This window comes from Moorena sp. SIO4G3 (genome assembly GCF_010692305.1).
Lineage (GTDB): Bacteria > Cyanobacteriota > Cyanobacteriia > Cyanobacteriales > Coleofasciculaceae > Moorena > Moorena producens_A.
Genome location: NZ_JAAHIG010000030.1, coordinates 1 through 25846 on the forward strand (window position 1 = coordinate 1; position 25846 = coordinate 25846).

General features: G+C 44.0%; 27 protein-coding genes, 2 tRNA genes and 1 pseudogene. 13 read left to right on the forward strand and 17 right to left on the reverse strand.

Annotated elements, in window-relative coordinates; translation table 11 throughout:
- Nucleotides 1–331: 331 nt before the first annotated feature.
- Nucleotides 332–499, forward strand: coding sequence for a hypothetical protein (locus tag F6J99_RS07955; RefSeq protein WP_293112466.1), 168 nt, complete (start codon nucleotides 332–334; stop codon nucleotides 497–499).
- Nucleotides 500–1081: 582 nt separating this feature from the next.
- Here F6J99_RS07955 and F6J99_RS07960 read toward each other — a convergent pair.
- Nucleotides 1082–2776 carry a nucleoside recognition domain-containing protein gene (locus F6J99_RS07960; RefSeq protein ID WP_293112467.1) on the reverse strand — a complete coding sequence of 565 codons (1695 nt, stop codon included), beginning with the start codon at nucleotides 2774–2776 and terminating at the stop codon, nucleotides 1082–1084.
- 1235 nt (nucleotides 2777–4011) lie between these two features.
- Between F6J99_RS07960 and F6J99_RS07965 the strand changes: the two genes are divergently transcribed.
- Entirely contained in the window at nucleotides 4012–4314 is a 303-nt protein-coding gene (locus F6J99_RS07965) for a hypothetical protein (protein WP_293112468.1), read from the forward strand.
- Nucleotides 4315–4437: 123 nt separating this feature from the next.
- On the forward strand, nucleotides 4438–4707 hold the full coding sequence (locus tag F6J99_RS07970) for a hypothetical protein (protein WP_293112469.1): 270 nt from the start codon (nucleotides 4438–4440) through the stop codon (nucleotides 4705–4707).
- Nucleotides 4708–4730: 23 nt separating this feature from the next.
- Here F6J99_RS07970 and F6J99_RS07975 read toward each other — a convergent pair whose 3' ends face one another.
- From F6J99_RS07975 to F6J99_RS07985, 3 genes are all read right to left on the reverse strand, one after another.
- On the reverse strand, nucleotides 4731–5879 hold the full coding sequence (locus F6J99_RS07975) for an NAD(P)/FAD-dependent oxidoreductase (RefSeq protein ID WP_293112470.1): 1149 nt from the start codon (nucleotides 5877–5879) through the stop codon (nucleotides 4731–4733).
- Between the two features lie 220 nt (nucleotides 5880–6099).
- Nucleotides 6100–6171 (reverse strand) — tRNA-Leu (locus tag F6J99_RS07980).
- Nucleotides 6172–6325: 154 nt separating this feature from the next.
- Nucleotides 6326–6391: transfer RNA gene (locus F6J99_RS07985), tRNA-OTHER, on the reverse strand.
- 98 nt (nucleotides 6392–6489) lie between these two features.
- Between F6J99_RS07985 and F6J99_RS07990 the strand changes: the two genes are divergently transcribed.
- Nucleotides 6490–6654 (forward strand): hypothetical protein, encoded by a 165-nt coding sequence (locus F6J99_RS07990; protein WP_293112471.1) that lies wholly within the window; start codon nucleotides 6490–6492, stop codon nucleotides 6652–6654.
- 464 nt (nucleotides 6655–7118) lie between these two features.
- Here F6J99_RS07990 and F6J99_RS07995 read toward each other — a convergent pair whose 3' ends face one another.
- The gene (locus F6J99_RS07995) at nucleotides 7119–7319 is read right to left on the reverse strand and encodes a hypothetical protein (RefSeq protein ID WP_070393156.1); all 201 of its coding nucleotides are present in this window, start codon (nucleotides 7317–7319) and stop codon (nucleotides 7119–7121) included.
- A 331-nt stretch (nucleotides 7320–7650) separates the two neighbouring features.
- Here F6J99_RS07995 and F6J99_RS08000 point away from each other — a divergent pair, with 331 nt between their 5' ends.
- Nucleotides 7651–8475: an SDR family oxidoreductase gene (locus F6J99_RS08000; RefSeq protein ID WP_293112472.1), complete on the forward strand. Its 825-nt coding sequence runs from the start codon at nucleotides 7651–7653 to the stop codon at nucleotides 8473–8475.
- A 210-nt stretch (nucleotides 8476–8685) separates the two neighbouring features.
- Here the strand turns inward: F6J99_RS08000 and F6J99_RS08005 are convergent, their stop codons facing one another.
- The 5 genes from F6J99_RS08005 to F6J99_RS45480 all read right to left on the reverse strand — a co-directional run bounded on the left by F6J99_RS08005 (nucleotide 8686) and on the right by F6J99_RS45480 (nucleotide 12085).
- Entirely contained in the window at nucleotides 8686–9408 is a 723-nt protein-coding gene (locus F6J99_RS08005; RefSeq protein WP_293112473.1) for a metallophosphoesterase family protein, read from the reverse strand.
- Nucleotides 9409–9441: 33 nt separating this feature from the next.
- Nucleotides 9442–10257: a metallophosphoesterase family protein gene (locus tag F6J99_RS08010; protein WP_293112474.1), complete on the reverse strand. Its 816-nt coding sequence runs from the start codon at nucleotides 10255–10257 to the stop codon at nucleotides 9442–9444.
- Complete coding sequence (locus F6J99_RS08015) at nucleotides 10254–11006, reverse strand: GTP-binding protein (protein WP_293052145.1); 753 nt, start codon at nucleotides 11004–11006, stop codon at nucleotides 10254–10256. Before F6J99_RS08015 ends, F6J99_RS08010 begins: the two co-directional genes overlap by 4 nt.
- A gap of 86 nt (nucleotides 11007–11092) precedes the next feature.
- The gene (folE, locus tag F6J99_RS08020) at nucleotides 11093–11749 is read right to left on the reverse strand and encodes a GTP cyclohydrolase I FolE (RefSeq protein ID WP_293036179.1); all 657 of its coding nucleotides are present in this window, start codon (nucleotides 11747–11749) and stop codon (nucleotides 11093–11095) included.
- A 111-nt stretch (nucleotides 11750–11860) separates the two neighbouring features.
- Nucleotides 11861–12085, reverse strand: a complete 225-nt coding sequence (locus F6J99_RS45480; RefSeq protein WP_365972856.1) for a GTP-binding protein — start codon at nucleotides 12083–12085, stop codon at nucleotides 11861–11863.
- 38 nt (nucleotides 12086–12123) lie between these two features.
- Between F6J99_RS45480 and F6J99_RS08025 the strand changes: the two genes are divergently transcribed.
- The 5 genes from F6J99_RS08025 (at nucleotide 12124) to F6J99_RS08045 (ending at nucleotide 14732) form a co-directional block, all read left to right on the forward strand.
- Nucleotides 12124–12321 (forward strand): hypothetical protein, encoded by a 198-nt coding sequence (locus tag F6J99_RS08025; protein WP_293052139.1) that lies wholly within the window; start codon nucleotides 12124–12126, stop codon nucleotides 12319–12321.
- 15 nt (nucleotides 12322–12336) lie between these two features.
- The gene (locus tag F6J99_RS08030) at nucleotides 12337–12612 is read left to right on the forward strand and encodes a hypothetical protein (protein ID WP_293112475.1); all 276 of its coding nucleotides are present in this window, start codon (nucleotides 12337–12339) and stop codon (nucleotides 12610–12612) included.
- Between the two features lie 23 nt (nucleotides 12613–12635).
- Nucleotides 12636–12959 (forward strand): hypothetical protein, encoded by a 324-nt coding sequence (locus tag F6J99_RS08035; protein ID WP_293112476.1) that lies wholly within the window; start codon nucleotides 12636–12638, stop codon nucleotides 12957–12959.
- Between the two features lie 314 nt (nucleotides 12960–13273).
- A complete protein-coding gene (locus F6J99_RS08040) occupies nucleotides 13274–13558 on the forward strand; it encodes a hypothetical protein (RefSeq protein ID WP_293112477.1) in 285 nt (94 codons plus the stop codon).
- A 97-nt stretch (nucleotides 13559–13655) separates the two neighbouring features.
- Nucleotides 13656–14732 (forward strand): transposase, encoded by a 1077-nt coding sequence (locus F6J99_RS08045; protein WP_293112478.1) that lies wholly within the window; start codon nucleotides 13656–13658, stop codon nucleotides 14730–14732.
- A gap of 6 nt (nucleotides 14733–14738) precedes the next feature.
- On the opposite strand, the gene F6J99_RS08050 is transcribed toward F6J99_RS08045, so the two are convergent.
- The 4 genes and pseudogenes from F6J99_RS08050 to ndhL all read right to left on the reverse strand — a co-directional run.
- Nucleotides 14739–15017 carry a hypothetical protein gene (locus F6J99_RS08050; RefSeq protein ID WP_293112479.1) on the reverse strand — a complete coding sequence of 93 codons (279 nt, stop codon included), beginning with the start codon at nucleotides 15015–15017 and terminating at the stop codon, nucleotides 14739–14741.
- Nucleotides 15018–15221: 204 nt separating this feature from the next.
- Nucleotides 15222–16019, reverse strand: a complete 798-nt coding sequence (trpA, locus tag F6J99_RS08055) for a tryptophan synthase subunit alpha (RefSeq protein WP_293112480.1) — start codon at nucleotides 16017–16019, stop codon at nucleotides 15222–15224.
- Between the two features lie 37 nt (nucleotides 16020–16056).
- Nucleotides 16057–16395 (reverse strand): DUF3007 family protein, encoded by a 339-nt coding sequence (locus tag F6J99_RS08060; protein WP_293112481.1) that lies wholly within the window; start codon nucleotides 16393–16395, stop codon nucleotides 16057–16059.
- Between the two features lie 111 nt (nucleotides 16396–16506).
- Nucleotides 16507–16722 (reverse strand): annotated as a pseudogene (ndhL, locus tag F6J99_RS08065) (NAD(P)H-quinone oxidoreductase subunit L); the annotation flags it as partial.
- Nucleotides 16723–17368: 646 nt separating this feature from the next.
- Between ndhL and F6J99_RS08070 the strand changes: the two are divergent.
- Nucleotides 17369–18331: a DUF4351 domain-containing protein gene (locus tag F6J99_RS08070; RefSeq protein ID WP_293112482.1), complete on the forward strand. Its 963-nt coding sequence runs from the start codon at nucleotides 17369–17371 to the stop codon at nucleotides 18329–18331.
- A 64-nt stretch (nucleotides 18332–18395) separates the two neighbouring features.
- Here F6J99_RS08070 and F6J99_RS08075 read toward each other — a convergent pair whose 3' ends face one another.
- Nucleotides 18396–18872 carry a CYTH domain-containing protein gene (locus tag F6J99_RS08075; protein ID WP_070392218.1) on the reverse strand — a complete coding sequence of 159 codons (477 nt, stop codon included), beginning with the start codon at nucleotides 18870–18872 and terminating at the stop codon, nucleotides 18396–18398.
- Between the two features lie 316 nt (nucleotides 18873–19188).
- On the opposite strand from F6J99_RS08075, the gene F6J99_RS08080 reads away from it, so the two are divergent.
- Nucleotides 19189–19338: a hypothetical protein gene (locus tag F6J99_RS08080; RefSeq protein ID WP_158517112.1), complete on the forward strand. Its 150-nt coding sequence runs from the start codon at nucleotides 19189–19191 to the stop codon at nucleotides 19336–19338.
- Nucleotides 19339–19513: 175 nt separating this feature from the next.
- On the opposite strand, the gene bchH is transcribed toward F6J99_RS08080, so the two are convergent.
- The gene (gene bchH / locus F6J99_RS08085; RefSeq protein WP_293112483.1) at nucleotides 19514–23407 is read right to left on the reverse strand and encodes a magnesium chelatase subunit H; all 3894 of its coding nucleotides are present in this window, start codon (nucleotides 23405–23407) and stop codon (nucleotides 19514–19516) included.
- Between the two features lie 657 nt (nucleotides 23408–24064).
- Between bchH and F6J99_RS08090 the strand changes: the two genes are divergently transcribed.
- Entirely contained in the window at nucleotides 24065–24742 is a 678-nt protein-coding gene (locus tag F6J99_RS08090) for a response regulator transcription factor (RefSeq protein WP_293112484.1), read from the forward strand.
- Between the two features lie 383 nt (nucleotides 24743–25125).
- Here F6J99_RS08090 and F6J99_RS08095 read toward each other — a convergent pair whose 3' ends face one another.
- Entirely contained in the window at nucleotides 25126–25296 is a 171-nt protein-coding gene (locus tag F6J99_RS08095; protein WP_293112485.1) for a hypothetical protein, read from the reverse strand.
- Nucleotides 25297–25846 lie beyond the last annotated feature (550 nt).

The following is a 25846-nucleotide window of genomic DNA, read 5'->3' on the forward strand; positions in this document are numbered from 1 at the left end:
TATGGGACTAGTCACAATGGTACTAGTCACAATGGTACTAGTCACAATGGTACTAGTCACAATGGTACTAGTCACAGGAATGTTCAAATCAACAATACTTCAGATAATAATTGATAGTTAAGGGAATAGGGAACTTGATATCAGGCCAACGACTAATAGTGACAAACAACTTATCGGGTGATTTTAAAGTTCATAACTGATCCCAAATCCGGTTTATAAAAGCTTATAAAAGTTAGTCATAAGTTAACCAATGATAATTAGTTAAATTTTTAATCTCTGAGGTCATGGTTTGTTCGCAGAGCGTCTCTGTAGGAGAGCGATGCAGTCGCTCATGGGGGAAACCACGGCAAAGCGCGAGTGGTTTGAAGTTACCGTAAGACAGGCTCGCCTTGTCAGCCATGCTTTGCGCGAGTGGGGGAAACCACGCCAGTTGCTCATGGGGGGAACCCCCAAGACCGCACTGGCTCCCCAAGACCGCGCAAATCACGCTAATCAATAAGTTTTAACCCTTTTCTGCATAGCCTACCAACCATAAAGGCTCAACGTAATCAGGTTTCGTCTCCGGGGGGAACCCCCAAGACCGCGCTGCCTCCCCAAGACCGCTTAGGTGCGCTTGATAGACTAAGCTTAACCATTGATTGTTAACTCTTGGTATTAAATAGCAGAGAGTTTTTCCCGTTTTTGGTTCAACAAATCCATAAACATCCTCTCCACTCATAACGATGGTGTACTACTGCTGTAGGTCTTTCTCCTATAGGAACCCAGATTTTTCTGATAATTGGCTTTAATCCGACTCTGTGTTCATCAAAAAACCAGACCTCTATCTGAGCAAAGGCCGTAGGCCACGCTACGCGATCGGAAAATTGTGCTCGTAATTGTTGGACTGTTATCTGTATCTTTTTTTCAGTTCACCATTACTCATATGGTCAGCTAAATAAGCTTTTTTTTGCATTTGACATTATGATTTTGTATTGAGTATATTTCCGGATTTGGTATTATCATGGTTTCAAGGATTATTACAGCAGCTCAAGTGGTATTACCGTACATTTTCGTGCCGAAACTACCAATCGCCAATTACTTATTACTTGATTAATAATCCTCCCCAAGCAAGTAATAGAGAAAAAAATATCGCAGCGATCGCCTGTCTACTTAACAGCAATAAGGCAAATCTAAGAGACTGTTCTCGCGTAATAGTTAATAGAGTAACTAAACAAGGTAGCAATACTCCTGCTAGATACACCCCAGTCAAAACCTGCAATGGAGTTAACATAGCCAAGGTTTCTGGTTCGGCAAATAATAGCAGTCCATCTTTGCGAATAGAAGCTAAAACAATAGGCAATGAGGCTTCAGGGGGTAAATTAAACCATCCCATCAAAGGGTTAATAATATTGGCTAAAGCTGCGATTGTTCCTAACCAATTCAACACAGAAGCAATAACGGTAATAACTAAAAAGATGGGAATTGCATTGAACAAAAATTGATTAATAGTTGACTTAGCTTCGCGCCAAATTACTGACGAATGAGGAAATTCTAAAAATGCTCTTTTTTCGATTACTAGGGGATTCTGATTCGATTTAGCTGTAGGGGAAGAAATGATGTAGGTATATATCAAGGTGGTTGCGGTTAGATACAGCAGGTAAGGAATTATCAAGTAAGGTAACTTAGCAGCACTAAAGACCCCTAAAGTTGCGCCAAACTGATAAGAACAAGCCGAACCAAAAGCGATCGCGGAAATACAAGTTCCCCTAGAACAACTAGAACAGGCACGGGTGCTAATCACCGCAGGAACATTACACCCCATACCCATAATTACTCGTACTAAATCCCGTCCCGATAACCCAAACTGACGGAGTAAAGGATCGAGAGCAATGGTAATTCGTTCTATTAACCCACTAGCTTTATATGCGCCCAAGAATAGGGCATAGAGAATTACTGTGGGCATCGCCCAAATAAACAGCAACGGACTCATAGTTATCAGTCCATACTGACCTATCAGTATTTCTCTTAACCAGATTGGGAGTTGGGATAAAGGCTCAAGAAGGGGAGCGATCGCACTTTGTACTATAGGATCTGCTAAGGTCGCAAAGGAGTTAGCACCCCAGACAGCAATAATCGCAGGAATAAGTAATAAAGCGATCGCCAATAACCAGCCTAGTCGAGGATGTTCTAACAGCGTTGGTTGGGGTTGAATATGCCAGCCAGCCCTTGTAGGAATCCATTGTACGGGAAAAGGATGAGGTTCTTGCAGAGAAGCAAAAATATGGTCTTTTTGTTCTGTAGTAATGTGGCGGGCATCTACAGTGACAATGCTCAGGCTAGAAGTTTCCCTCCATTCCCGAACCACTTGTTGAGGAGGACACGGGGTCTGGGGTTGCCCCAGACCCGTGAGATGTCCGTTATGAACCGTCGAGAATACCTTATCCCAGAAAGTAATCACCACAATGCCCCTTTTATCTGCTACTAAAGGTAGTAGATCTGCTAAATCTCGATCTACTTCGGTTGCCTTGACTATCAATAGCACGGTGTCATTTTCTTGTAGCTGTCTTAAAGCTTTCTTAGTAGTTACGCTGTCGGAACGATAGAGAATTCCAGGAGTATCGATAAAGGTATAGGCTTCAGATTGATAAGTGTCACAAGTCACTGTAGAACCGCGAAAATTGGCACTATGGGCAGTCTGTCCTGTAAGAGAAGCAATTAGTTGGGACTTGCCCGTACTCTCTTTACCAATAACCACAATACAATCGCGCTCTAATTTTGACGGCGTAAAAATATTCACTTTACTTTTCAACAAACACAATCGTTATTACAGCAAGAAAGGTCATCTAAGAACAAACCTTGTCGGCGATAGGCTTCCAAGGTCGTTGTGTCGATCATCGGGGCAAACAAATCCCTATAAAACGCTGATAAGGGAATTATACAGAAAATTTACGTATAACATCCCTATGCAGGGTGTTATGCGGATGAAATCTTAAGAAAATCCGTATTGGGGGTGATTAGATGGAAAAAATCCGTATTATTGATAATAATTCATAGTGAGGCTTTAAAATTACGACTAAATATAGCCCGTCACCGTAGTTCGTCAACCTACCACTAGGTTGCTTGCTCAAAAGTTTTACATAAGAAGCTTATAGGCAAGCTACCTCAGTAAGCAGATTATCCAGTTGTATCAATACTGAGATTGGTGCGTAAAAATTGGGGGATACAAAGATTTTTGTTGTTTATTCATAGAGGAGTTTCCTCTGAAAAATAATTGGTTGCTGAGATGTGTATGTTGTATATCGTTGTTGGTGCTGTTTGTTGTAGGATTACCAGCAGCAGCTTTAGCAGACCAAGCAGGCTTTAACGATTTTTTAGACAATCAAGGCTATCAATATAGGATCATAAGATATTCCACCATAGTGGTGAATCTTAATAGACCTGCTGCCAGTTTATTGCTGAGGGTCTGCACTGATCAATTAGGGACAGGTAGAGTTATACAGCCAAATGCTAGATATACCTTAAGGTGCAATTTCTAATAATGTGCATAGGGCGTCTAAGTTGGCTTAGCCGTCGGGCACTAGGCATTTCGCTTGTGCCTAACAATTTCTTGCAATCGGACGCACAGGCTTAAGGATTCGGCCTTCCCGAAGCATGGTTTGCGCGCCGCTGAAGATTGTTGTTAGCATCCCGTCTCCTAGATTAAAGTGGTGAGGTTAGTTGGGAGGGCGATTGTTATGTTGCGTCGGTGGTAAACGATTCAGTCTTTCTATCTTTGTCAGTGGTGGGAAAAACAATTCGTGGCTTGGGTTGGGAGGGGATCGTTCCCTTCATTTCCCCGCCATTAGTTTGTGAATAAAAGTTAAAACTTGAGTATTTTAAAACCGATTTTGATAGGGTTTAGTTGGTTCGGTTAAGTCAAAGTCCCCTGCGATTTCTAACAACTTGTTGCAGCGGACGCTACGATAAACCCTGTTGATTTTTTCAAGGTATTGAAGCGCCGCTGAACCGTGCCGTTAGATATGGTTCGATCTGGTGGATGAACTTCAGACTCTGCTCAATTTGGCTGAAAACAGCGATAATAAAGAAGATATAGTTTATGCTCTGAGTGAAATAGCAATGACTGAGTTACTTGAGCGTGCGATTGCTAGGTTACAGACCTTGACTGAAAGTGAACAGAACGCAATTGCCTCAATTATCTTAGAGGAAATTGAGGATGAAAGGCGTTGGGACGATTCATTCTCCCGTTCTCCGGACGTTCTCGCCAAGCTTGCTGCTTCAGCAATGGCTGAGTACCACGATGGTGAAACCCAAGAACTTGATCCAGATAAGCTGTGAAATCACGCACTACCGCTCAATTCCGCAAAATGTTTGCTGATTTGCCTCAGCAGGTTCAACAACAAGTTCAGCAATGGCTGAGTACCACGATGGTGAAACCCAAGAACTTGATCCAGATAAGCTGTGAAATCACGCACTACCGCTCAATTCCGCAAAATGTTTGCTGATTTGCCTCAGCAGGTTCAACAACAAGCCCGTGCAGCTTATCGCCAGTTTCAGCAAGACTCAAGCTATCCAAGCCTGCGTTTTAAGAAAGTGCATCCAGAACTTCCAATTTTCTCCGCTCGCATCAACAAGAACTACCGAGCAGTTGGTCAAGTAGAAGGAGACACGGTGATTTGGTTTTGGATCGGTTCGCACGCAGATTATGACCGATTACTAGGGCAGATATAGCAACACAACATAAATCTTATTGTTCAACAAACACAATCGTTATTACAGCAAGAAAGGTCATCTAGAAACAAACCTTCTCGGCGATAGGCTTCCAAGGTCGTTGGATCGATTCCCAGACGTTGAGCGATCGCATTACCGACTACAGCAAATCGCTGCCGAAATTTGTAAATAAAGCAAAAAATCAACTCTCCGTGACGCACCGAAGGACCGACGACAAATAATCCTGGAGTTAGGGTAGACTCATCTTCTTCAGTCAGGGCTGCATAGCCATTTGACCAGTCAAATAGAGGTGCGATTTGTTTTAAACTGCTGTTAAATCCCGTACAGAGAATTGGCGGTGTGGAACTAAACCACTGTTCGTACTCGCTCTCCACCACATATCCTTTTTTTACTGCTTTGACTGCTTCAATGTTCTGTTCTCCAATTAGTTCGACCCGACCCATAGAATAAGCTCTTTCTAAACGTTTTAGACTATAAGGAGACAGAGAAACACTAGGATCTGAGTCTAAGTTTAACCAGCTACTCTGGCGATCGATTAACTTTACTTTTTTCCCTAATGCTGCCAAATTTGACGCTGCATCTACACCGCTTTCATAGCCTCCCACAACTACAAATTCTTTCCCCTTAAGCTCTGTCCAAGAACGTATTTTGGAATTATGAATGCAGAATTCTGCTCCTGGAAACGGATTAAGATTGGGATATTGAAACTCTCCTGCTGCCCAAATCACAAACTGCGATCTCAGCGAAGCTGAGGCACTGCGTGAACGCAACTCGCCTTTAGAAGTTTCCAAGACAAAGCCTTTGCCTTGAGGTAAAGCTGCAATAGTTTTCACATTTGTCTCGGTTTTTATAGGTAGTTGAAAATGCTCTGCTACAGTCTCCAAATATAGGGCATATTCTTTCCCCGAAAGATGTTCCTTTCTGAAACTGAGGGCAGGAGAAGTATTTAAAACTACTGCGTTGAGATCCAGCAATCCAAAACCATGACTGGGAAACGACGGCGTAATGAATCGCATTTCTTCAGCCCAACGCCTAAAAGAAGCCCCTACTTGATGTCGTTCTAAAATGACAAAGTTTTCAATTCCTAAATATTTTAAGACTACTGCACAGCCAATTCCAGCAGCCCCAGCCCCCACAATTACAACTTCAAAACGATCGTTAGTTTTGTTCACCAGCAGACAATCTCGAATAGATACTTTATGACAATTATAATCATTCTATAAAAAAAAGCTAGCTTTCTAACAAACAATATTGGTGAGGCAGTGGTAAACCATGATTGACATCCTCCCACCANATTTATATAAGATTGAATCAATGTCTTGATGCAGTCGCTCATGGGGGAAACCCCCAAGACCGCGCTGCATCGCTTCGCGCAAGTTCAGAAAGCCGTTGTTTCACACACGGGATTTGAACCCGTATATTCTCGATTTTGAGTCAAGTGCCTTTCCATTTGGCGAGTATGAAAGCTTTCCGGGTCAGGGCGCGAAGGTGACTCAGTGAATTTTTAAAATTGTTTAGTTATGGCAGCTGATTTCCACTAGAATTAGGGTCCCCGTGCAAGTCAGTAAAGCTTTTAAGAACATGATGCTCTATCCATTTGAGCTACAGCGGCAAATAGCGCCGCTGATAGGATTCGAACCTATAACCTTCCGATTCGTAGTCGGTAGTATGTAAGCTTCAGCGGTTAGGGCGCGGGGGGAAATTTGGAACAATTGCTTCTGTGCAAGTTAACAACAGCTTTATAGCAACTTACGATCGTCCTTGTCTTGATGCAAAGCGCGAGTGGGGGGAACCCCCAAGACCGCGCTGCATCGCTACCAAGCATGGCTTAGCAGTGGACACGCACGCCAAATCTCTGTAAGACAATGGCTTAGTGCTCGCGCTCCTCGGTTACCCGAGTTCGTTACTTTAGGATCGTTATCTGTGTTTGACATCTCCCCCACTTAAAAGAGGGGGATTCTAAAAGGTTGTTACACGGCAGGTTGAAACCGTGCCGCTATCGGCTTTCGCCGACGCTATCGGCTTTCGCCGACGCTACGCGAACGCGAACACATCTTTTCCGGTATGATTTTTTCAAAGAGTCGAAAATGCCATACCGGTGCGGGAGTGTCAAAGCTCCCCTACTCAGCTTGGTTAGGTCAATACCTAACTGTCTGACTACTTTCGTGGGAAATATCAGCAACACCTTTACCGTTGTTGTTTTTTGGGTTTTTCACCATCTTTTAAGAGGCAATAGGCGTACGATTCTCCTTTTTCATATTATAGATACGGCGGGTTAAAACCCGTCGTGTCCGTTTCATCCCCTCCTTAAAAGAGAGGGGCTCTCACGTTCCCGGATTTTTTGGTAGGCTTCTTGAGATTAGGGCACAGTACAAAAGGTTTAACCTTTTAACACCTTTTAAGCATAAACCTTAACCATAAACCGCTTCAGGTCTGATAATCAGATTGCGGTTGGTACTGCGGTCAATGACATAAGAGGTAAAGCGCTCTGGGGCTACATCAAAGTACTTCGCAAGTTGCTGTTTAACAGCAATATCGTTCATACTTTTGGCTATACCCAGCTGACCTTCAGCAATGTCGTAGGAACGACCTTCAAACCGAACATGAATCATTGGGCATCCCTCCTTGTAGCGCGATGTTTTCTCTTTAACCTTACTGTTATACTACATGCATATTACAAATGTGTCAAGTCCTTGGCACAAAATTTTTTACGACTTAGGGAGAACTGGGATATTTGACTTCTTTGACCCTTAAAAGCCGGGAGATTCATTAGACCTTATACTAGCGAAGGTAACTTGGGGCTGATATCGTTAGATTGTTCGCGACCCGATTGAAGCTCAACGAGGCGAGTGTTTATCTTAGGATTCAAAATTATACAGTAAAATTTTATTATTTAATACAATCCAGCTCAAAATATTGAAATTAACTTTAAGCAAGCAATAGATGAGCAACTTTAAGGATCAAGTGGCACTAATCACAGGAGCTTCCTCTGGCATTGGAGCAGCTCTTGCTCATGAATTAGCCCGTGAAGGAGCCAATGTGGTACTCCTAGCTCGGCGAGCAGAACGATTAGAAACCATAGCTTCACAAATTGATCCTAATGGTCAACGTGTACTTGCTATCCCCTGTGATGTCACGAAGGATGGTGAGCTGGATAAAGCGGCAAGCTTTGCCCGTAGTAAGTTCGGCAAAATTGATATCGTTGTTGCTAATGCTGGCTGGTCTTTGAAGGGTAATGTGGAAAACCTCAGGGTGAATGACTATCGACGTCTGTGGGAAACCAATGTTTTTGGGGTACTGAGTACCATCTACGCGACCTTAGATGACCTCAAGAAAACTAAAGGAAGACTGGTCATCATTAGTAGCGTAAAAAGTTACCTTGCCTTGAGTGGCGATTCTCCCTATAGTATGAGTAAATTTGCTATCCGGGCTTTGTGTGAGTCGTTGTCTCAGGAGTTGGCTCCCGATGGGGTGTCGGTCACACACATTTGTCCAGGGTACGTTGCTACTGAAATTCGTCAGCTAGACAATCAGGGCATTTGGCATTCAGACTGGGAGGATCCTATTTCCCCCAGGCTTCTGATTTCTGCTGAGCAAACTGCCAAACAAATTGTTCAAGCTATTTACCGACGACAACGGGAACAGGTAATAACAAACTACGGCAAGCTGATTGTCCTGATCAAGCGTCACATGCCTTGGTTGGTCTCATTGCTCATTTCAAAATTTAAAATCAAGGTAGCTGCTAAGCCGTCACCAATTAAGCACTAATATTTATTACTATAGCAATTATCAGCGACGTTTGGGCGTTGCTGAATTAAGGAATTAATGCGCCATTATCTGATTTTATTACAGCCCCCTAAATCCCTCGCTTGGGGGGCTAGGGGGCGAAAGCATACCCAAAATCAGCAACGCCTTTTCCAGAAAGTTGTCTCTGACTACCTGTTGCATGCACTTAGCCATACCTTTAGCAACCTGAAACTAATTACCATATCCCTTTTTATTGCCATAAAAAACTGTTTTAAACTCTAGAAAATCGCTATTTGGACTATAAAGCGTATAAGTAGCCTTTCCTGGTTCTTTGCCTACATTTCCTACACCAACAACTCTTCTTTTCGGTGCAGTAATAGTTTGCACGGGTTGCTGGCGTTCTAAAGTCATCACCGAACTATTTACCGAACCTCCTTGTAGTTGATATTCAAATACTTGACCCGAACGACCACAAAAGAGATAATTTGCCTGGACTCTTTGCAAGCGGTCTAACATTTTCCAGGGTGCGGTTTCGGGGGTTAACTCATCGCTGACGCTAACAATGCTACCGTGAATTAACAAACAATCTAATTCAAAGAAGCCAAAATGACAGTTGCGTAACCACTGTACGGTTTCGCGAGATACCGAATCCCAAAGAAGTTTAGCGGTTTCTTTACCAAAGCGCTCGATTAATTCTGTCGGTTCTGGTGTCGAACCCAAACCGTGTAAAGTAAAGCATTGTTCTTCCCACCAGCCTACGCATACTTGGGGTTCTAATTCTCTAGGTAAAGGATTCTGAATTCGTTTAATTACTTGTTCGCTATCTTGGTTAGCTGCTACGATATCGCCCAGAATATACAATGCTTCCACCTTAAAGCGCTGGCGTTTGATATCTGCCAACACTGCTTCGTAAGCTGCGATATTTCCTTCAATTCCGCTTAAAATTGCCCACATTGATTTTCAATTTAAATATTTAAGTAATTTAATTTACCTCTCACACACATGAGTCGGATCGTCGGCTTTTTCAGCAAATTCCAAACCTCTAGCCAAACGCCAAGCGAAAATCGGTGGTAAACCAGCATCTAAGATGGCAGCGCAGGTGGTTTGATAGTCATACTCCACTTCCCGCAAGTTTACTGCTTGTGTTTCCGTATCATAGATAACATAGGTAGCATTGGGACGACCATGACGGGGTTCGCCTACCGAACCGACATTGATAATTCGCTTCAGGGGACTATTAAAACTTATGGTTGGTTGTTCGTTTCTACTGGGTTGACGAACTTTAACCTGTAATTGTCCAGAATCTAGGGTGCGGACATAGGGAAAGTGGGTATGTCCGCAAAATAATATATCTGCATCGCTGGAGAGAACTCTTTCTAAAGCAGTGAAAGCATCCATTTCGGGTAACAAATATTCGTGGTTGCTATTAGGACTACCATGTACGAAACAGAGATTATCTTCTTTGTAGGTATGGGGTAGTTGGGCTAAATATTCCCTAACTTCGGGATTGACGTGCTTATTTGTCCATTCGTGGGCGATTTGACCTCTTTTTTCCGCCAACAGGGAAGGATAACTACATTCACAAGCATTTAGTCCTTCTACAATATCTTCATCCCAACAACCCTGTACAGTGGGAATATCTAAAGAACGAATTTGTTCCACCACTGCATTAGGATAGGGACCATAACCCACTAAATCCCCCAGACAATAAATCTTTTCTGCTTTTTGTTCGTCAATATCCAGTAAAACTGCATCTAACGCTGCATAATTACCATGGATACAAGATATCACTGCTATTTTCATACCACTTCTACCTCTGGTTCAATTTCTAAAGACTCTTTTACTTGTTGTTGGTAATAATTAATTGCCGATTCGGGAAGACAGCAATCTTGGACAGTTTGAACAATTTCAGCTTTATCTAAATTACTACCTACTATTTCAAAACCACTAAAACGATCTGGTTTACCATTTAACCAACGGGGTAATTTTAAAGGTGTAAATGCTAATTCGGATTCCCCTAGTATGAAGTCACCATAATAAATTTGTCCATCCATTAGGTCGAAAAGTCCTTTTACCCGAGCTACCTCACCGTAAGCACCTTGAGTAAGTTCCAGCCAAAAAGTAGCTAAACTATCAAAATCTAAAATTTCCCCCGTCAAAACCCCCCGATGAATCTGCAAAGCTGTGGTTGGCTTAGTGATGTTATTTCCTGGAATAACTTCATCCGCCCAAGTATTTAACTCTGTACTATCTGTATCGCCGGGGATTATGGCTACTCGATGGGGGTTAAAAGTTTGCAGTAAAGGTTCAATTCCGGCTAAATCCAAATACCAGGGAATCTCTAGATAAGTAATGGTTTTGTCTAATTCCGCTTCTTCCCCTGTCTGATAAAGTTTTAGTTGAGGGTATTCACTTTGGAGATATATTGCATCAATGGGTACGGAATCGGTTTTAGGACTGAAATAACCTACAGGTTTATTGGTTTCGGCTATTTGTTGACCAATCCAGTGGGTTTTACCGGCACCGGTCGGACTGGCGACAGCAATAATCATAAGGAGTTTTTTTTGATGACGATAATCATTGTATCAAAAAAAGAGATGAGCTTTATACCCATCTCTCACGCTGCCACGCAAATTAATTAATGCATTGAAGGGTTGTGGTGAATTAAACTCATAAACTCCTGACGGGTTTTTGGATCATTTGCAAATACACCTCTAACCGCACTAGTGGCAGTCCAAGAACCAGGTTTTTGGACTCCTCGCATTACCATACACATATGGCTTGCTTCCACTACTACCGCTACCCCTTTTGGTTTTAATAATCCTTGAAGGGCATCGGCAATTTGGGCAGTTAATCTTTCCTGTACCTGCAAACGTCGTCCGTACATTTCACAAATACGAGCAATTTTTGACAGTCCGATTACCTTACCGTCGGGAATATAAGCGACGTGAGCGTGACCGAGAATAGGTAAGATATGGTGTTCGCAGGAGCTAAATAGGTCAATGTCCCGAACTAAGACCATTTCATTGGTATTTTCGTGAAATACTGCCCCGTTGAGGAGTTCGTCTAAAGATTGATGATAGCCAGAAGTCAGAAATTTCAAGGCTTTGACCACTCTTTTAGGAGTATCTTTCAAGCCTTCGCGGTCTGGGTCTTCTCCCAATCCTAACAGTAAAGTCCGTACCGCTTGGCGCATCTCTTCTTCAGAAACGAGAGGTTGTTGGGTGGTATTTAGTTTTGGTAATTTGCGATCAATTTTCTCAATCTGGTTGGGTTCGGACTTACCTAAGGTCATGAATTTGAATTAGATGAAATTAAACAGTAACAGAAGTAGCCAAGCAGTTATAGGACTTACGCAAATCCCTCAATTTACACTACCTGTAGTGTGAACAAGGTGTGGCATAGCCTACCCATGGAGTCTGTGCGTAAGTCCTGAGTTATTTAACTTTTGGCGAAGTTTATCGGTATCTAAATGATAACCGATAAAGACTAGCTGATTAACAGGAGGAGTAGACCAAAGTTCGGACTTGATCTCGCTGCCCTGTCCGCAGAGTTGGAAAATGTGACGTAATGGTACTGGTTCGGTCGAATGTGAAGGAGAAAAGCCTTGCAGGTCATGAAATAGGGGCATGCTGGAGTTAATAGAAGCCTTTCCTCAATGGTGGTTGTATGATCGAACTATTTTCCTACCCATGTTCTGGATGTGGGAGTGAGGATGTGTCCCCTCACCACCGCTATAGTACTCAAAACCATGGTTTCCGTACGATTTATCATTGCCGAGAGTGTGACATCTATTTCAGCGAGACCATAGCAGCCGCCACTGGCGGCTCTGACCACTCCCCTGAGTCGGTAATCCGTGATTCTTAAAGCCAGAAGGGTATTATGGATCTTAATGATACATATAAAAACTTAATTTTATCAAAAAAGAGTGTAATTGATTTTCAAAGACGTTTAGCGGGTCTCAAACCTACCCTGATGCTTTATGCCCTGCTCCATCAGTTTATTCATCAGGAGATAGAAGGAGATGAGCTGTTGACGATTGTAGATAAAAACCTACCTGCTTCAGAATCACCACGGATGGACAATGGTCTTGATGGAGCGAGGCAGTCGATTTCTATGGGAATTGCACTGTGGAGCGAAAGAACAACAGTTATTTGAGCAGGGGTTGAAAGTCGTGAGCGTTGGTGATTGACCAAACCGGAAGCCTCAATCTCTTAACCGATGGAGAACGACGATATGGCAACCTGCTGTTTGAGATCTGCCATGAGGTGATGCGCACGGGGCGACCGGGACGTCCACCAAAGGGGTTGCAAAAAGGGATCCGAGTGCGACTTAAAAATAAGGGTGCGAACAAAGGTGCAGGTCGTAAACGAAAAAAATATCAAGCTCCTGTGCCTGAGCATCCTGAAACTGAGCATGAGGTCACCGACAGTGATATTCATGCCAATCATGGCTCAGCTTTCAATGCTTCTGGGGGACGTCGTAACGAGCGCCTTTCGGCGTAAAACCAACACCTATGCGTTAATCTCGCAAAAACCTTCAAAGAACCCTTGATGTCTACTGGTTAGTACACAACTGTGTACGAGTTCATTTTACCACAAAGATTGTGCCTGCGGTGAAGTTAGGCATTTTGGAGGTTGGCATATCTTGGTCGCAGTTATTCACAATTCGATATGCTCTGTAAACAACTAATGTCAAAACTTTTCGCTTCTCACTCGGCGGAACCAGTGCCGACTTTCGGCAATCTTTACATTTTTTGTCCTGTACTTAGATTGCCCAGTCCCGGGGTTGGAAACCAGGAAGTCAAGATTATGAATTTTTGTATTTCTCCTGGATCAGCTTTGGAGAATGGTTACAAGATTTAGTTGATTTAAATGGGAATGGTCAGATTGAACTCAGTGAATGGTTAGAATGCCTCGATAAGCGTTTAGATTATGATTTTTATGAAGCCTTTATCAAACTCATTGATGGCAATGAAGATGACAAAATTGTGATAGAGGAACTTAAACTATTTTATCAAGCTTACCAAATCGATACAACTCATATAGAGGAAGCTTTTGAAACTCTCGATATCAATCTTGATAGTTCTATTTCTAAAGAGTAGTTCAAACAAATCTTCGATCAATTTTTGTNTGAAAATCCGTTCTAGAGGCACCACTGTCAAGGTTCAATCCTATAATGAGGAGCCGTATGATACGAAAGTGTCACGTACGGTTCTGGAGACTAGTCAGTGGGGTGACCCACTAACTAAGTTTAATAAGAAAACTCTCCCAAATCTCAAAAAGACTCATCCTTGGTATAAAGAGATCCACTCACAAGTACTTCAGGATTTAGTCAAAAGAGTTAAATTAGCCTTTGACCGGTTTATCAAAGGGGATAGTAACGGTAAAAGGAGCGGAAAACCCAGATTCAAAAAGCGGCACCGCTACCGCACCTTTACTTACCCTCAAATGAAAGAAGGATGTTTGGAAGGCAATCTGATCAACCTACCAAAAATAGGTAAGGTCAAAATTGTACTACATCGCCCTATCCCTGATGGCTTTAAGATTAAAACAGCTTCGATCACCAAAAAATGCGATGGCTATTACCTGGTCTTATCCCTAGAAGACAAAACTGTTCCCGAGGTTAAAGCCGATATTAATCCTGAATCAATAGTTGGTATTGATGTTGGTCTTAAAGAATTTCTGACCACATCTGAAGGGGAAAATATAGAGATTCCCCAATACTATCGAAAGTCGCAAAAAAGATTAAAAGTTATCCAAAAACGGGTATCTCGACGGAAAAAAGGAGGCAGTAACAGACTCAAAGCTATCAAGCAGCTTGGTAGACAGCACAAAAAACTAGCTGATAAGAGAAAAGACTTTCATTTTAAGACAGCTAATTACCTGCTATCAAAATACGATGTAGTCGTTCATGAAAAACTAAACGTAAAAGGACTAGCCAAGTCTCGATTGGCTAAATCTGTGCTAGATGCTGGGTGGTCAAGCTTTCTGACAATCTTGACAAGCAAAGCCGAGAATGCTGGCTTGTTGGCGGTTCCAGTAAGCGCTCAGAATACTTCACAGAATTGTTCCAATTGTGGTAAGAAAGTCCCTAAAAAGCTGCATGTAAGGTGGCATGATTGCCCCCATTGTGGATGCAGCTTGGATCGTGACCATAATGCCGCAATCAATATTAAAAATAGAGCGGTAGGGCAGTCCGTTCTTAAAGCCCAGCGCCTCCTAAGCAATAGCTGGATTGGCTGGGAAGCCTACACTGAACCCAACGGGTCAGTGTAGGAGCTGTCACAAATGCTTCAGTACACTGACGAGCAAGACGGGCCAGCTTTGATGATGCTGGTTCACCACGATGATCCCCGCGAATATGTATACGATACAGGTGCCGAGAATGCTCTTCGGGAGGCCGACGCTCGTGGTTGGACAGTTATCAGTATGAAAGAGGATTTCGTTACAGTGTTTGGAAACGAAATCGATATAGCAAAGGGAACAGGGAACAGGGAACAGGGAACAGGGAACAGGGAGTAGGAAGTAGCGATGCAGCGCGGTCTTGGGGGAAACCCCCATGAGCGACTGTATCAAGACGGGAGTAGGGAATATGGCATCAAAATTCTCTCAATTCCTACACGGATTGCTATAAATCCCAGAAAGAATTTCAATCCGAGAACCCATCTGGATATCAAATAACATCTAAATACGAAGGATTAATCCGATCAGTAGTTTCTGATTCGTATCCTAGACGGTAAATGCCAAGCCTGAGTAACCATAACTTCACTCCCTAATGGCTAATTTCAGGCTTTGGCAAAATTCCCCAATGGCTGACAAGCCTTCTGATGGAGTGCCATCTGCCAAACGCTTTACGATAGCGCTACCGACAATAACGGCATCTGCTCCCCAATCTTTGACCTGCTTAGCTTGTTCTGGCTGGGAGATCCCAAAGCCAACCCCAATGGGCTTATCAGTGAGACCACGCATCTGATTGAGTAAGTCTTTTACCCGTGATTGCAGCTGAGTTCTCATCCCGGTGACACCGGTAACACTGACTAGGTAAATAAAGCCCTGAGACTGTTTAGCGATCGCTTCAATCCGTTCTGTTGGTGAAGTTGGTGCCACTAACAATATCACTTCAATCCCGAGCTCGGCTGCAGGTTTCAGCAATATTTGAGCTTCTTCCAGGGGTAAGTCAGGCACCACTAACCCTTTCGCCCCCACTTCAGCAATCTGCTCTAAGAAGGAATTAATCCCTCGGTTGAGAATGGGATTGTAGTAGGTAAATAGGACAATTGGCGCTTGTATCTCTGGGCTAACGTCCTTTACCATTGCCAGCACATCATCCAACTGCACACCTTTTTGTAATGCTCTAGTCGCAGCAGCATGGATAGTTGGACCATCGGCCAAGGGGTCAGAATAGGGTACTCCCAGTTCAATGATGTCAGCACCAGATTGATCGAGTACCCGCAAGGCTTTGGCGGTGGTTTCTAAATCGGGATCCCCAGCGGTAATAAAAGGAATCAGAGCACACTGGGAGTTAGATCTCAGGGATCCGAAGCAATCGGAAATTTTTGTCATTGGTCATTCGTCAACTAGTTTTGCCCTGCCCCCCTGGTTAAGGGGATATGGAGGAATCGTCCTGTGCTTTGGTCAAACGCTTTTCCTGTTCCACCTCTGCTTGGAGTTGGGCAAGTTCTTCTGGTGTCATTTCTTCGAGTCGCTTTTGCAGGACAGCATCTTTATAGTCTTTCACCTGCTGGTTATAGGTCATGGTTTGGGTGAAGGCTCGAAACAGGTAGGTTAGCACCCACCCAACTAACCCCCCAACCAAGAGGACTTGACTCCAAATCCCGGCTTGGATGTGATCGTACCCAGCAAGCTGAAAGATCAAGTAGGCTATGCCGCCAGCAGCAAAGATACCAAGGGCAATTCCAATCGCGTCAATTCGTCGCATGAATTACTATAGCAAAGGGAACAGGGAACAGGGAACAGGGAACAGGGAGCAGGGAACAAAAATTCTCACAATTCATTTAGGTACCCTATAATGATCGCTTAAGTGACTGACTTACCCTTGTGGCTGACGCCGCTTGGGGCGGAGGTTTAAGATTGGACTGAAGAGTAATAAACCTGGAAAGAATAAGAAGACCATGAAGTACATGAAGCCCCGCTCGAAGGAGCTAGCAACGTACCACCGTTTCTGTAGGTAGAGATAGATGGCCAGAGGGAATACCAATAAGTAGGCTCCTGCCAAAGACAGGTATAGTATCGCAGTAATCATAGAATTTTGGTTTAGGACACAGAAGACAAATTAGCGTGGCCCAAAGGCCAAGGTCAATCGCTCAACCCTACTATACTACCTTAGGTCGAACATGCTGCCCTGTGTTCCCCCAGAGGCAGACTTTGCCCCATCCTAAAAATTTCAAAAATTTCAATACTATACTTGCATAGTAGGCTCAGTTCATGGTTAAATAGAATACAGTGAAATCACAGTGGTTGATGGGTAAACGCAAACCCACCGCTATGTGATATCAACTAGGGGGCGTGGCGGAATGGTAGACGCTACGGACTTAAGAAAATTGAGCACTGATAGAGAAATCTGTCATGTGAATGCTCTCAAATTCAGGGAAACCTAAGTCTGGTAACAGATAAGGCAATCCTGAGCCAAGCCGGGAAAACATCTCGGAAGGTGCAGAGACTCGACGGGAGCTACCCTAACGTAAAGCCGAGGGTAAAGAGAGAGTCCAATTCTCAAGAGCCAGCTATGGCAGTAGCGAAAGCTACGGGAGAATGAAAATCCGTTGACCTTAAACGGTCGTGTGGGTTCAAGTCCCACCGCCCCCATATTTACTTACGACAGAGATATTTTCAGAGCAGGGAAACAGGGTTTGGTGATTAATTAGATTAATCAGCCGAACAAGAGGAAATTAATGATTAACCCAGCAGCGGACTATGATTCCCCCTGGAAAGACACCCTGGAATGGTACTTTGAGCCCTTCATTGCCCTGTGCTTTGCCCACATTCATAGTCAAATCAATTGGTCTCGTCCAAGTGAGTTCTTAGACAAAGAACTGCAAAAGGTGGTGCGCGACGCGGAAGTAGGACGTCGATGGGCAGACAAACTGGTTAAGGTCTGGCTCAACAATGGTCAAGAAACTTGGATTCTAATTCATGTGGAAGTCCAAGGGGAAAAACAGACGGAGTTTGCTAAACGGATGTACACCTACCATCATCGGATTAGCGGACGCTACAATCGACCAGTGGCCAGTTTAGCGGTCCTGAGTGATACCAACCCCCAGTGGCGACCAACCCAATACAGTAGCGAAATCTTCGGCTGTAAAATCCAGTTCAATTTTTTGATGGTGAAACTGCTAGACTACAAACAGCAGTGGCCAGAATTAGAACAAAGTGCCAATCCCTTTGCCACGGTGATCATGGCTCACCTGAAAGCAGTTGATACTCGCAGTGATGGCCAGCAACGGAAAATCTGGAAAATGGCTCTGACCAGACGATTGTACCAGCAAGGGTATCAGCGACAAGACATCCTAAACTTGTATCACTTCATTGACTGGGTAATGCACTTACCTGAAGGACTAGAACAAGCATTTAATCAAGAACTTAACCAGTACGAACAGGAGCTCAACATGAAGTATGTCACGAGTATCGAAAGGTTGGGAATTAAGCAAGGTCGTCAAGAAGGTCGTCAGGAAGGAGCTGAGCGACTGCTGCTACGATTGCTTCACAGGCGCTTTGGAGACCTATCCCCTGAAATTCAAGCTCGTGTGAAGGGGTTGAGTGTCGAAAAATTAGAACAGTTAATGGATCTGGCCATCGATGTAGAATCTGTTGAGCAATTAGCAGACCATCTGCCAGCACCCGAAGCCGCTGATTAAAATAACTCCTGATAGAGAAGTACAAATTCTCTTCCCCCATACCCCACACCCCACACCCTATAGCCTAGATTCTGTGTAACCATTGAGTATAGGGATGCTGAACTAAATTGGAGTTGAAGTATCTCGGATCATCAGAGACTTCAACTCCAATCCATTCTGGTAGTTCAATGTCCTGATTTTCATCAGTGAGTTCAACTTCTGCCAAAATTAATCCTTGATTATCCCCAGCAAACTCATCCACTTCCCAAATCAAGCCAGCGTGTTCAATTTTATAACGAGTTTTCTCAATTAAGGGACCCTGGCACAAAGTATCGAGCATTTCTTGAGCATCCGAGCCTGGGATAGGATACTCATACTCTTTTCTAGAAAAACCCACCTTGGGACTTTTGATAGTAAGATATCCTTGATCTCCCACCAGGCGCACCCGGACAGTAGTGCGGTTAGTTGTACGAATGTAACCTTGGCGATAAACACTACCAGTGCCTAGTTTCCGCCACTCTTCGCCTTTAACTAGAAATTTGCGTTCAATTTCCGTTGCCATGGGTACAAAGTATAGTGTAAATGGGTATTATTAGTCAATGGTTAATTTAAAATTAACCATTGTTCATTAACTATTGTTGATTGTCAATTTTAAAATCAGAGTAAATCCGAAGCATTCTGCTTATTGCTATAGTAATCAAAAACTTTATAATCTTGCCTATTTAGTTAGCGATCGCTTCATATTAAACTACCCGACTTAATCCGGATTATTTTATTGTCCCAAGAAATATAAAAATAGAGAGCCAATTTCGTAGAGTTCCTCTATGAGTAAATCTACGGTGCGGCTAATGTAAGTAAAATTATCAGGATAAACATCGATGTCCCAACAATCAACAAGCCAAAATAGTGGAGCAGCAGCATTAATTGATGAAATGAAAAAATTTGCCAAATTAGCTGAAGAGTTAGAAAAGCAAACTAAAGACTCTAGCGAACAAGGCTATTCAGGCAAAGGCCATAAAATCTGGTGAACGAGTATAGTTAGGATAAAATAACTATACTCACACTCTTATTGATTGCCTAAACGGATCTAGGGTAAACGAGGGTAGGGTGAACGAGTAAGTTAAAGATTTTCAGGTTTAGGAATCGGGATGACTACGAGCAAGATGTTCACCCGATTCCCACACTCGGTCACCCCACACTCTCTTATCCTACAGCCGTCACGCCTTCAATCTCCTGATCGGCGAGATCATATAACTCCCGTAACTTCTGTAAGCTTTCCTGATCCGGTTCCCAGAATCCTCGTCCATTTGCCTCTAACATCCGGCCTACAATATTGCGAAATGCCTCAGGATTTGCCTGTTGCAACCTCTTGGCCATTTCTTCATCCAAGGCATAAGTATCTGCTGCTTGGTCATACACCCAGTTATCTTGAAAATCAGCAGTACCCCCCCAACCAATCAATGCTGTCATCCGTTGGGAAATCTCATAAGCTCCCCCAGACCCCTGATTGGCCATCGCTTCAGCCCATTTGGGATTGAGTAACTTTGTCCGATACTCCAATCGCAACAAATCCTCTAGCTTCCGGGGTGTAGTATCCTTTGAGAAACTTTCCACAAAACTGGCATTAACGGTCTTACCCCCTTGCTTTTCGGCTGCTCGCTTCAAGCCTCCAGTATTGGCATAGTATTCTTGAATATCCGTCAGCCCATATTCGACAGAATCAATTTCCTGGACTATACGACTAGTACTTTTTAGCAGCTGCTCCATCACTTCCGGACGGGCTTGACCTTTATCTTGCCGTCCATAACTAAATACATTGCGGCTTTGCCATGTATTCGCTAATTCATCTCCCGATTCCCAATTACCATCCACTACTTGGTCATTGACCAGAGAACCATAATCTCCGGCTGGATTAGAAAACAACCGAGCAGAAACATTATCTACCCCTTGCGATCGCAACGCTAACCCATGCTTGCGGATAAAATTCTCTTCCTCCGGTTCATCTGCTTCAGTCGCCCTACGGAACAAATCATCCAGCAGCTCAACAATATTGACAAAACTATCCCGAAAAATCCCTGACAGATTTGCCAACACATCAATTCTAGGATGACCTACCTCAGCTAAGGGCATCAAATCATACCGTACAATCCGTCCCGTTCCCTCTTTAACAGGTACTGCACCTACTAACTCCAATAAAATCCCCAAGGACTCCCCACGAGTCTTGATCGCATCCAATCCCCATAGCATTACCGCAACAGTTTCCGGATACTCCTGATGTTCCTCAAGATGCTGGGCAATAATTTTCCTGGCCACCTCCCTGCCCCGTTCATAAGCTGCCGGAGAGGGCATCCGATAAGGGTCCAAAGCGTGAATATTCCGTCCTGTTGGCAAAACCCCAGGACCATCCCGCAACAAATCCCCCCCAGGAGCTGGAGGAATATACTCCCCATTCAACCCCCGCAACAAATTGGTCAACTCCTCCCCAGTCTGCATCAACAACTCACCAATCCGTAACGCCTCTTCAACCTTCTCATCCTCGACCTGTTCACGTCCGTCTGGTGTTTGGGATTCAAATTCTCCATCCACAATGGCTTTAACCATTGCTTCCGGGACATCTTCCCCAAAATACGCCCGGAGGTAAGACCCTAACTGTTCCGAATCAGGCACTTGACCTAGAGTGTGCAGCCCAGAGGAAAACAAGCGTTGTTCGACCACTAGCAGGTAGTTGTACAACTTGACAAGATAGCGATTAAATGAATCAGCACTAAACATCTGGGCATTCTCTGGACTGAAAGTAATGCCCAACCTCTTAGCATCCTCAAAGGGACAATCGGTATCCAAGCCACTATCGATAATCTTTTTACAAATTGCTTCTTTCAAGGCATAGTTCTTTTCAGGATCCTCCCGATACTCCGAGATTAAATCCCGTAGCACTACCAACTCCTTATACAAACCAGCCCGACCATAAGGGGGTACATTATGGGAAATCAACACCCCATAACCCCGACGCTTGGCTAACATTGACTCTGAAGGATTATTGGCGGCATAGATATATAGATTTGGGATATTTCCTAGCAAAATATCCGACCAAGAATACCCCGTATTCCCCAGGGGTGAACCAGGTAACCATTCCACGGTGCCATGCATGCCAAAATGCACCACCGCATGGGCATCAAAATCATTCTGTAACCACTTATAAAAGGCAGTGTACTGGGGATGTGGGGTCATGTCTCGTTCAAACATCAGCCGCATCGGGTCTCCAGAAATACCCAGGGGTGGTTGTACCCCAATCCAGACATTTCCTAACTCAATCCCACCAATCTCGAACTCATCCCCATTGGTTTTGATTCCTGTACCAGTCAAGGATTGCCATTGTTTTTCAATACGGGTAGTTAGCAAGTAGCCTAACCATTCTTGTAGGGTTTTAACGTTAACTGTGGTTGAAGGTTGAAGGTTGGTGGTTGCTAGTTGAAGGTTGGTGGTTGCTAGTTGAAGGTTGGTGGTTGCTAGTTGAAGGTTACTAGTTGAAGGTTGCTGGTTGGTGGTTGAAGGTTGCTGGTTAGAACATTTACCATTCGACCGCTCGTCTGCTGCTTTCACCCAGCGGATTAGTTCTTCCCCATCTTCTGGTAATTCCCCAACAGTGTAACCTTGTTCCTTTAGAGCATGGAGGAATTTAAGGAGCGATCGCGGTACATTCAATAAGGCTGCTGTTCCTGTTGCTCCATACCCAGGAGGGAAACCATACAGAATAATTGCAATTCGTCTTTGGTCTGGTGGGGTTTGCCTGAGTTGAATCCAACGCTTGACCCGTCCAGTCAGTCGCTTAACTCGTTCGGGAATCAGATAAATATTTTCTCCGACTAAACCACCTAGGGGTACAGTATCAATTGCTCCATCCAATTCGGGCAATGCATATAAGACGACACTTTGCAACCCCCCAATGCCTTGTCTTGTCCAAGAGTAAATATCTTGAATCAGTAGGGGTGCAGCAATACAGTAAGGGACATTCTTAGCAGTGAGAATACGTTTCGCTACAGCCACCTGTCTTCCTGCCTCCATAGAACCAGCTGGACCCCCTACTAACGGGAAACCGATGGTAGACACAATGGCATCCACTTCTACAGCGTCTTTAGAGAGGGAAGGAGTTTCCACGTTATCCAGTTGCCGCTGTTGGGTTTCATAAGCAGATGTCATCCAATCCCGCACGGCTACATGACCTTCTACACCATTGATAAAGATGGGTAAAGGAGTTAATCCAGCTTCCTCAAAGTAGCGAATTAACTGGGGAATATAAGGTTGTTTTGTAACTACGTGTTTCCGATAAAGCAGAATCCCGACAACAGGGTTTTCTCTAAGGTTGTGTTGAGAAGCTAGCGGGCTGGTAGGGCTTTGCCCAATAAGGTTTAATTGTTTAACTTTGAAGCTTTGGTACCATTCTAGGTATTGTCGTGGGGATTCAAAATACCCGTCGTAGTCCGGATGGAGTAGCCCCATGTTTGGAGTTTCCACTGGTGGCGGAATTTCTCCCACTGTCAGATCTAAGTATTTCTCTGCCAAGGTCCAGAACATAGATGCCACATTGTCTGAGCCACCAGCATTCCAGTAACCGTAGATAATTAGCCAATTGCGCAAGTCTTGGACTTTTCTAGCAGGAATATATTTCAGCAGCTTCGGACCAATTTTCAAAAAGCTGATATAACCGGCTAAGCGGTCTTCTTCTCGTCCGTTGCTGAATTTGTCGAGGATGAATTTTACTGGCTTGGGCATCCCCTTGGGTTTATCCCCAATTTTGAACTGACCAATTTGAGTCAGGCTGATCAGTTCTAGAGCTGACTCGAATACCAAGCGGATGGGAATGTGTTGGATGCGATCGCGTAACCATAACACTTGGTCATAATCGAATAGTAGACTACCGAAGAAGACTTGGGCATCTTGGAGGGCAGCGTCTACAGTATCAGGGTTGGCAGTGATTTCGCGATCGCTAAATACTCTAATATCCAGTTCCGGACAGCGGGAGCTAGCTAACTCAGCAGCTTTGCGGTACAAGTCAGCATTGAAGGATTCAAATCCTGCTATCAGTACAATGCGTTTCATGGAACCAGCTCGAAATAATTCTTTACACTTCGATCATATTTGATCATAATCGTACTGATCGGCTAACCCTCCCAGTGGCCTTGGGTAACTCGTGCCATGATTGAGAATAATTGCTAATTAGACTTCGGCGCAGTTGTCGGCAACTTTGGACAATAGAACTTTGGACAAGGGAAAAATACTTGACGAAAACAGTATCAAAAAGCGCTGCATTGCTGAGCCGAAGTTGCCTATTTTTATTAGTTTCATTTCTATATTTCAACTAACAATGCTGTAGTTGACGATTCCCCATAAGCCATTACCAAAAATACCAGGACTATTTGGTAACTGATGTAAGCATTCAGCTATCAGCTAATGCGCTACTTGAGATGCTACTTGAGGTGCTATCAGCCAAAAGCGCTGTAGCCACGCTACCGGAACAGTTTATGCCCATAGCCAACGCTACACCGAACAGCTTTTCAATAAAATAAGCTGACGGCACCTCAAGTAGCGTGAGCCTTTGGCTCACGGCTGACGGCTGAATACTTACTAACTGATTAACCGGACTTACTATCAATCATCTTGGCAGTATCATGGAAAACTCGCGAATTTTTCTACAGTTGTCAAAAAATTGGTCATAATCAAAGATAAAACTCAGGTAATCATTCAGAGGTGCTGAAGATGAGGATTTTACTAGTAGAAGATGATGAGCGGATTACCGACGCCCTTGCTGAAGACCTCACCGACCAGCATTATGTCGTGGATGTTGCCAATGATGGTCAAGTGGGTAGGGAACTAGTAGAGAGCTTCAGCTATGATTTAATTTTGTTAGATGTCATGCTGCCAAAGATTGATGGTATTACTCTTTGCCGAAAGTTGCGCTCCCAAGGCGACCTTACTCCCATTCTAATGCTGACGGCTCGGGATACCATCAGTGATAAAATTTTAGGACTTGATGCTGGTGCAGATGATTATCTAGTCAAACCCTTTGATTTAGGAGAGTTGTCCGCTAGGATTCGGGCCTTACTGCGCCGGGGAAATACTACTTTACCACCTGTACTGGAATGGGATTCTCTCCGCCTTGATCCCAGTACCTGTGAAGTCTTCTATGAAGACCGCCTCTTGTCCCTAAGTCCAAAAGAGTATGCTCTGCTAGAATTTTTCCTGCGCCATCCTCGCCGTGTGTTTAGCCGTGCTCAAATCCTGGAAAACCTCTGGTCCTTTGAACGACTACCAGAAGAAGCAACCGTTAAAGCTCATATCCGAGGTTTACGACAGAAACTCGACGCAGCAGGAGCTCCCTCTGATTTGATTGAGACAGTCTATGGTTTGGGTTATCGTCTCAAAGAAAATCCCTAATATCATGTCCTGATAATTATTGATAACAAACCTTCTGAGATTAAACCTTACTCCTTTCCTTCAGCATAGCTGCCTTCTGCCCTCTGCCTTCGATTCAGCGCAAGGGTGTAAGTATTCAACCGGACATGATATTACCGATTCGTAACCTCAAGTAAAGCTTCAGCAGAAACTCCCCCCTTAACGAGATTGGGGGGAGTAATTTTTCTACAGTAATGATCCAGTGCATTGATGAGCTATGTGTGGACTGGAGTTAAATTGACCGTGATCTCTATTGCACCATTGGTGAGAAGTTAAGGAAAATAAGCCCTTGTCAAGGGGGTTTTAGCATTCCCTGAAGTGACAAGTAGCTCTACGAATAGCGTTGCTGATTAGCGTTGCGTCAGTCAAGTAATGAATAGGAGTAGAGTGGGCATCCTGCCCGCTCGAAAATCTAAGGAACGGGCAAGATGCCCATTCCACGGCAAGATGCCCATTCCACGGCAAGATGCCCATTCCACGGCAAGATGCCCATTCCACGGCAAGATGCCCATTCCACGGCAAGATGCCCATTCCACGGCAAGATGCCCATTCTACAGGTGCGACCCTAGGCCGCGAGGGATTGCTCGCGGCCCTTGAGGCACGCACCTACTCTTAAAATCATTCGATTATTCAGCAACGCCTAAAATCCCGCTAAGTCTTTCGGGCAAAGCCTAGGCTGTTCACTTTGTCCTAGGGCCCGAGGAAAAAGTTTATGCACTTTTTGTGTAAGGTAACGAGACCGTGGATCCATTGCAATATATGGATTATAGCCTCAGAGCGTTGCTCGCGATCCCGGGATGAACAATTAGAACCAAAAAATGCTCAAAATACACAGCCTAGGCAAAGCCCGACGCTGCTTAACACGACTATAACGGGAGTTGAATGATGGTATTGCACTGATAGTCTGTAGTAATACCAAGTTGCGTTCATAGACATAATTTTAATTGTAGTACGAGCAGAAAAGCCCGCGCGAGCAAGATGCTCGCACTACCTTCTGTGTTTGAACGCAACTCGGTATCAGGCGTTACTGATTCTGGCTATGATTCCGCGACCCCCAATCCTGGGGGAGAAAAGTAAGTTAAAGTC

Coding starts and splice junctions, on each gene's coding strand:
- F6J99_RS08010 (WP_293112474.1), bottom strand. CDS start 10,257: ATGAAAATAGCAGTGATATCTTGTATCCATGGTAATTATGCAGCGTTA.
- F6J99_RS07995 (WP_070393156.1), bottom strand. CDS start 7,319: ATGATTCATGTTCGGTTTGAAGGTCGTTCCTACGACATTGCTGAAGGT.
- F6J99_RS08015 (WP_293052145.1), bottom strand. CDS start 11,006: ATGATTATTGCTGTCGCCAGTCCGACCGGTGCCGGTAAAACCCACTGG.
- F6J99_RS45480 (WP_365972856.1), bottom strand. CDS start 12,085: ATGCCCCTATTTCATGACCTGCAAGGCTTTTCTCCTTCACATTCGACC.
- F6J99_RS07955 (WP_293112466.1), top strand. CDS start 332: ATGGGGGAAACCACGGCAAAGCGCGAGTGGTTTGAAGTTACCGTAAGA.
- F6J99_RS08060 (WP_293112481.1), bottom strand. CDS start 16,395: ATGCGACGAATTGACGCGATTGGAATTGCCCTTGGTATCTTTGCTGCT.
- bchH (WP_293112483.1), bottom strand. CDS start 23,407: ATGAAACGCATTGTACTGATAGCAGGATTTGAATCCTTCAATGCTGAC.
- F6J99_RS08075 (WP_070392218.1), bottom strand. CDS start 18,872: ATGGCAACGGAAATTGAACGCAAATTTCTAGTTAAAGGCGAAGAGTGG.
- F6J99_RS08000 (WP_293112472.1), top strand. CDS start 7,651: ATGAGCAACTTTAAGGATCAAGTGGCACTAATCACAGGAGCTTCCTCT.
- F6J99_RS08005 (WP_293112473.1), bottom strand. CDS start 9,408: ATGTGGGCAATTTTAAGCGGAATTGAAGGAAATATCGCAGCTTACGAA.
- F6J99_RS08025 (WP_293052139.1), top strand. CDS start 12,124: ATGATCGAACTATTTTCCTACCCATGTTCTGGATGTGGGAGTGAGGAT.
- F6J99_RS08030 (WP_293112475.1), top strand. CDS start 12,337: ATGGATCTTAATGATACATATAAAAACTTAATTTTATCAAAAAAGAGT.
- folE (WP_293036179.1), bottom strand. CDS start 11,749: ATGACCTTAGGTAAGTCCGAACCCAACCAGATTGAGAAAATTGATCGC.
- F6J99_RS08050 (WP_293112479.1), bottom strand. CDS start 15,017: ATGGGGGTTTCCCCCAAGACCGCGCTGCATCGCTACTTCCTACTCCCT.
- F6J99_RS08080 (WP_158517112.1), top strand. CDS start 19,189: ATGTCCCAACAATCAACAAGCCAAAATAGTGGAGCAGCAGCATTAATT.
- trpA (WP_293112480.1), bottom strand. CDS start 16,019: ATGACAAAAATTTCCGATTGCTTCGGATCCCTGAGATCTAACTCCCAG.
- F6J99_RS08070 (WP_293112482.1), top strand. CDS start 17,369: ATGATTAACCCAGCAGCGGACTATGATTCCCCCTGGAAAGACACCCTG.
- F6J99_RS08090 (WP_293112484.1), top strand. CDS start 24,065: ATGAGGATTTTACTAGTAGAAGATGATGAGCGGATTACCGACGCCCTT.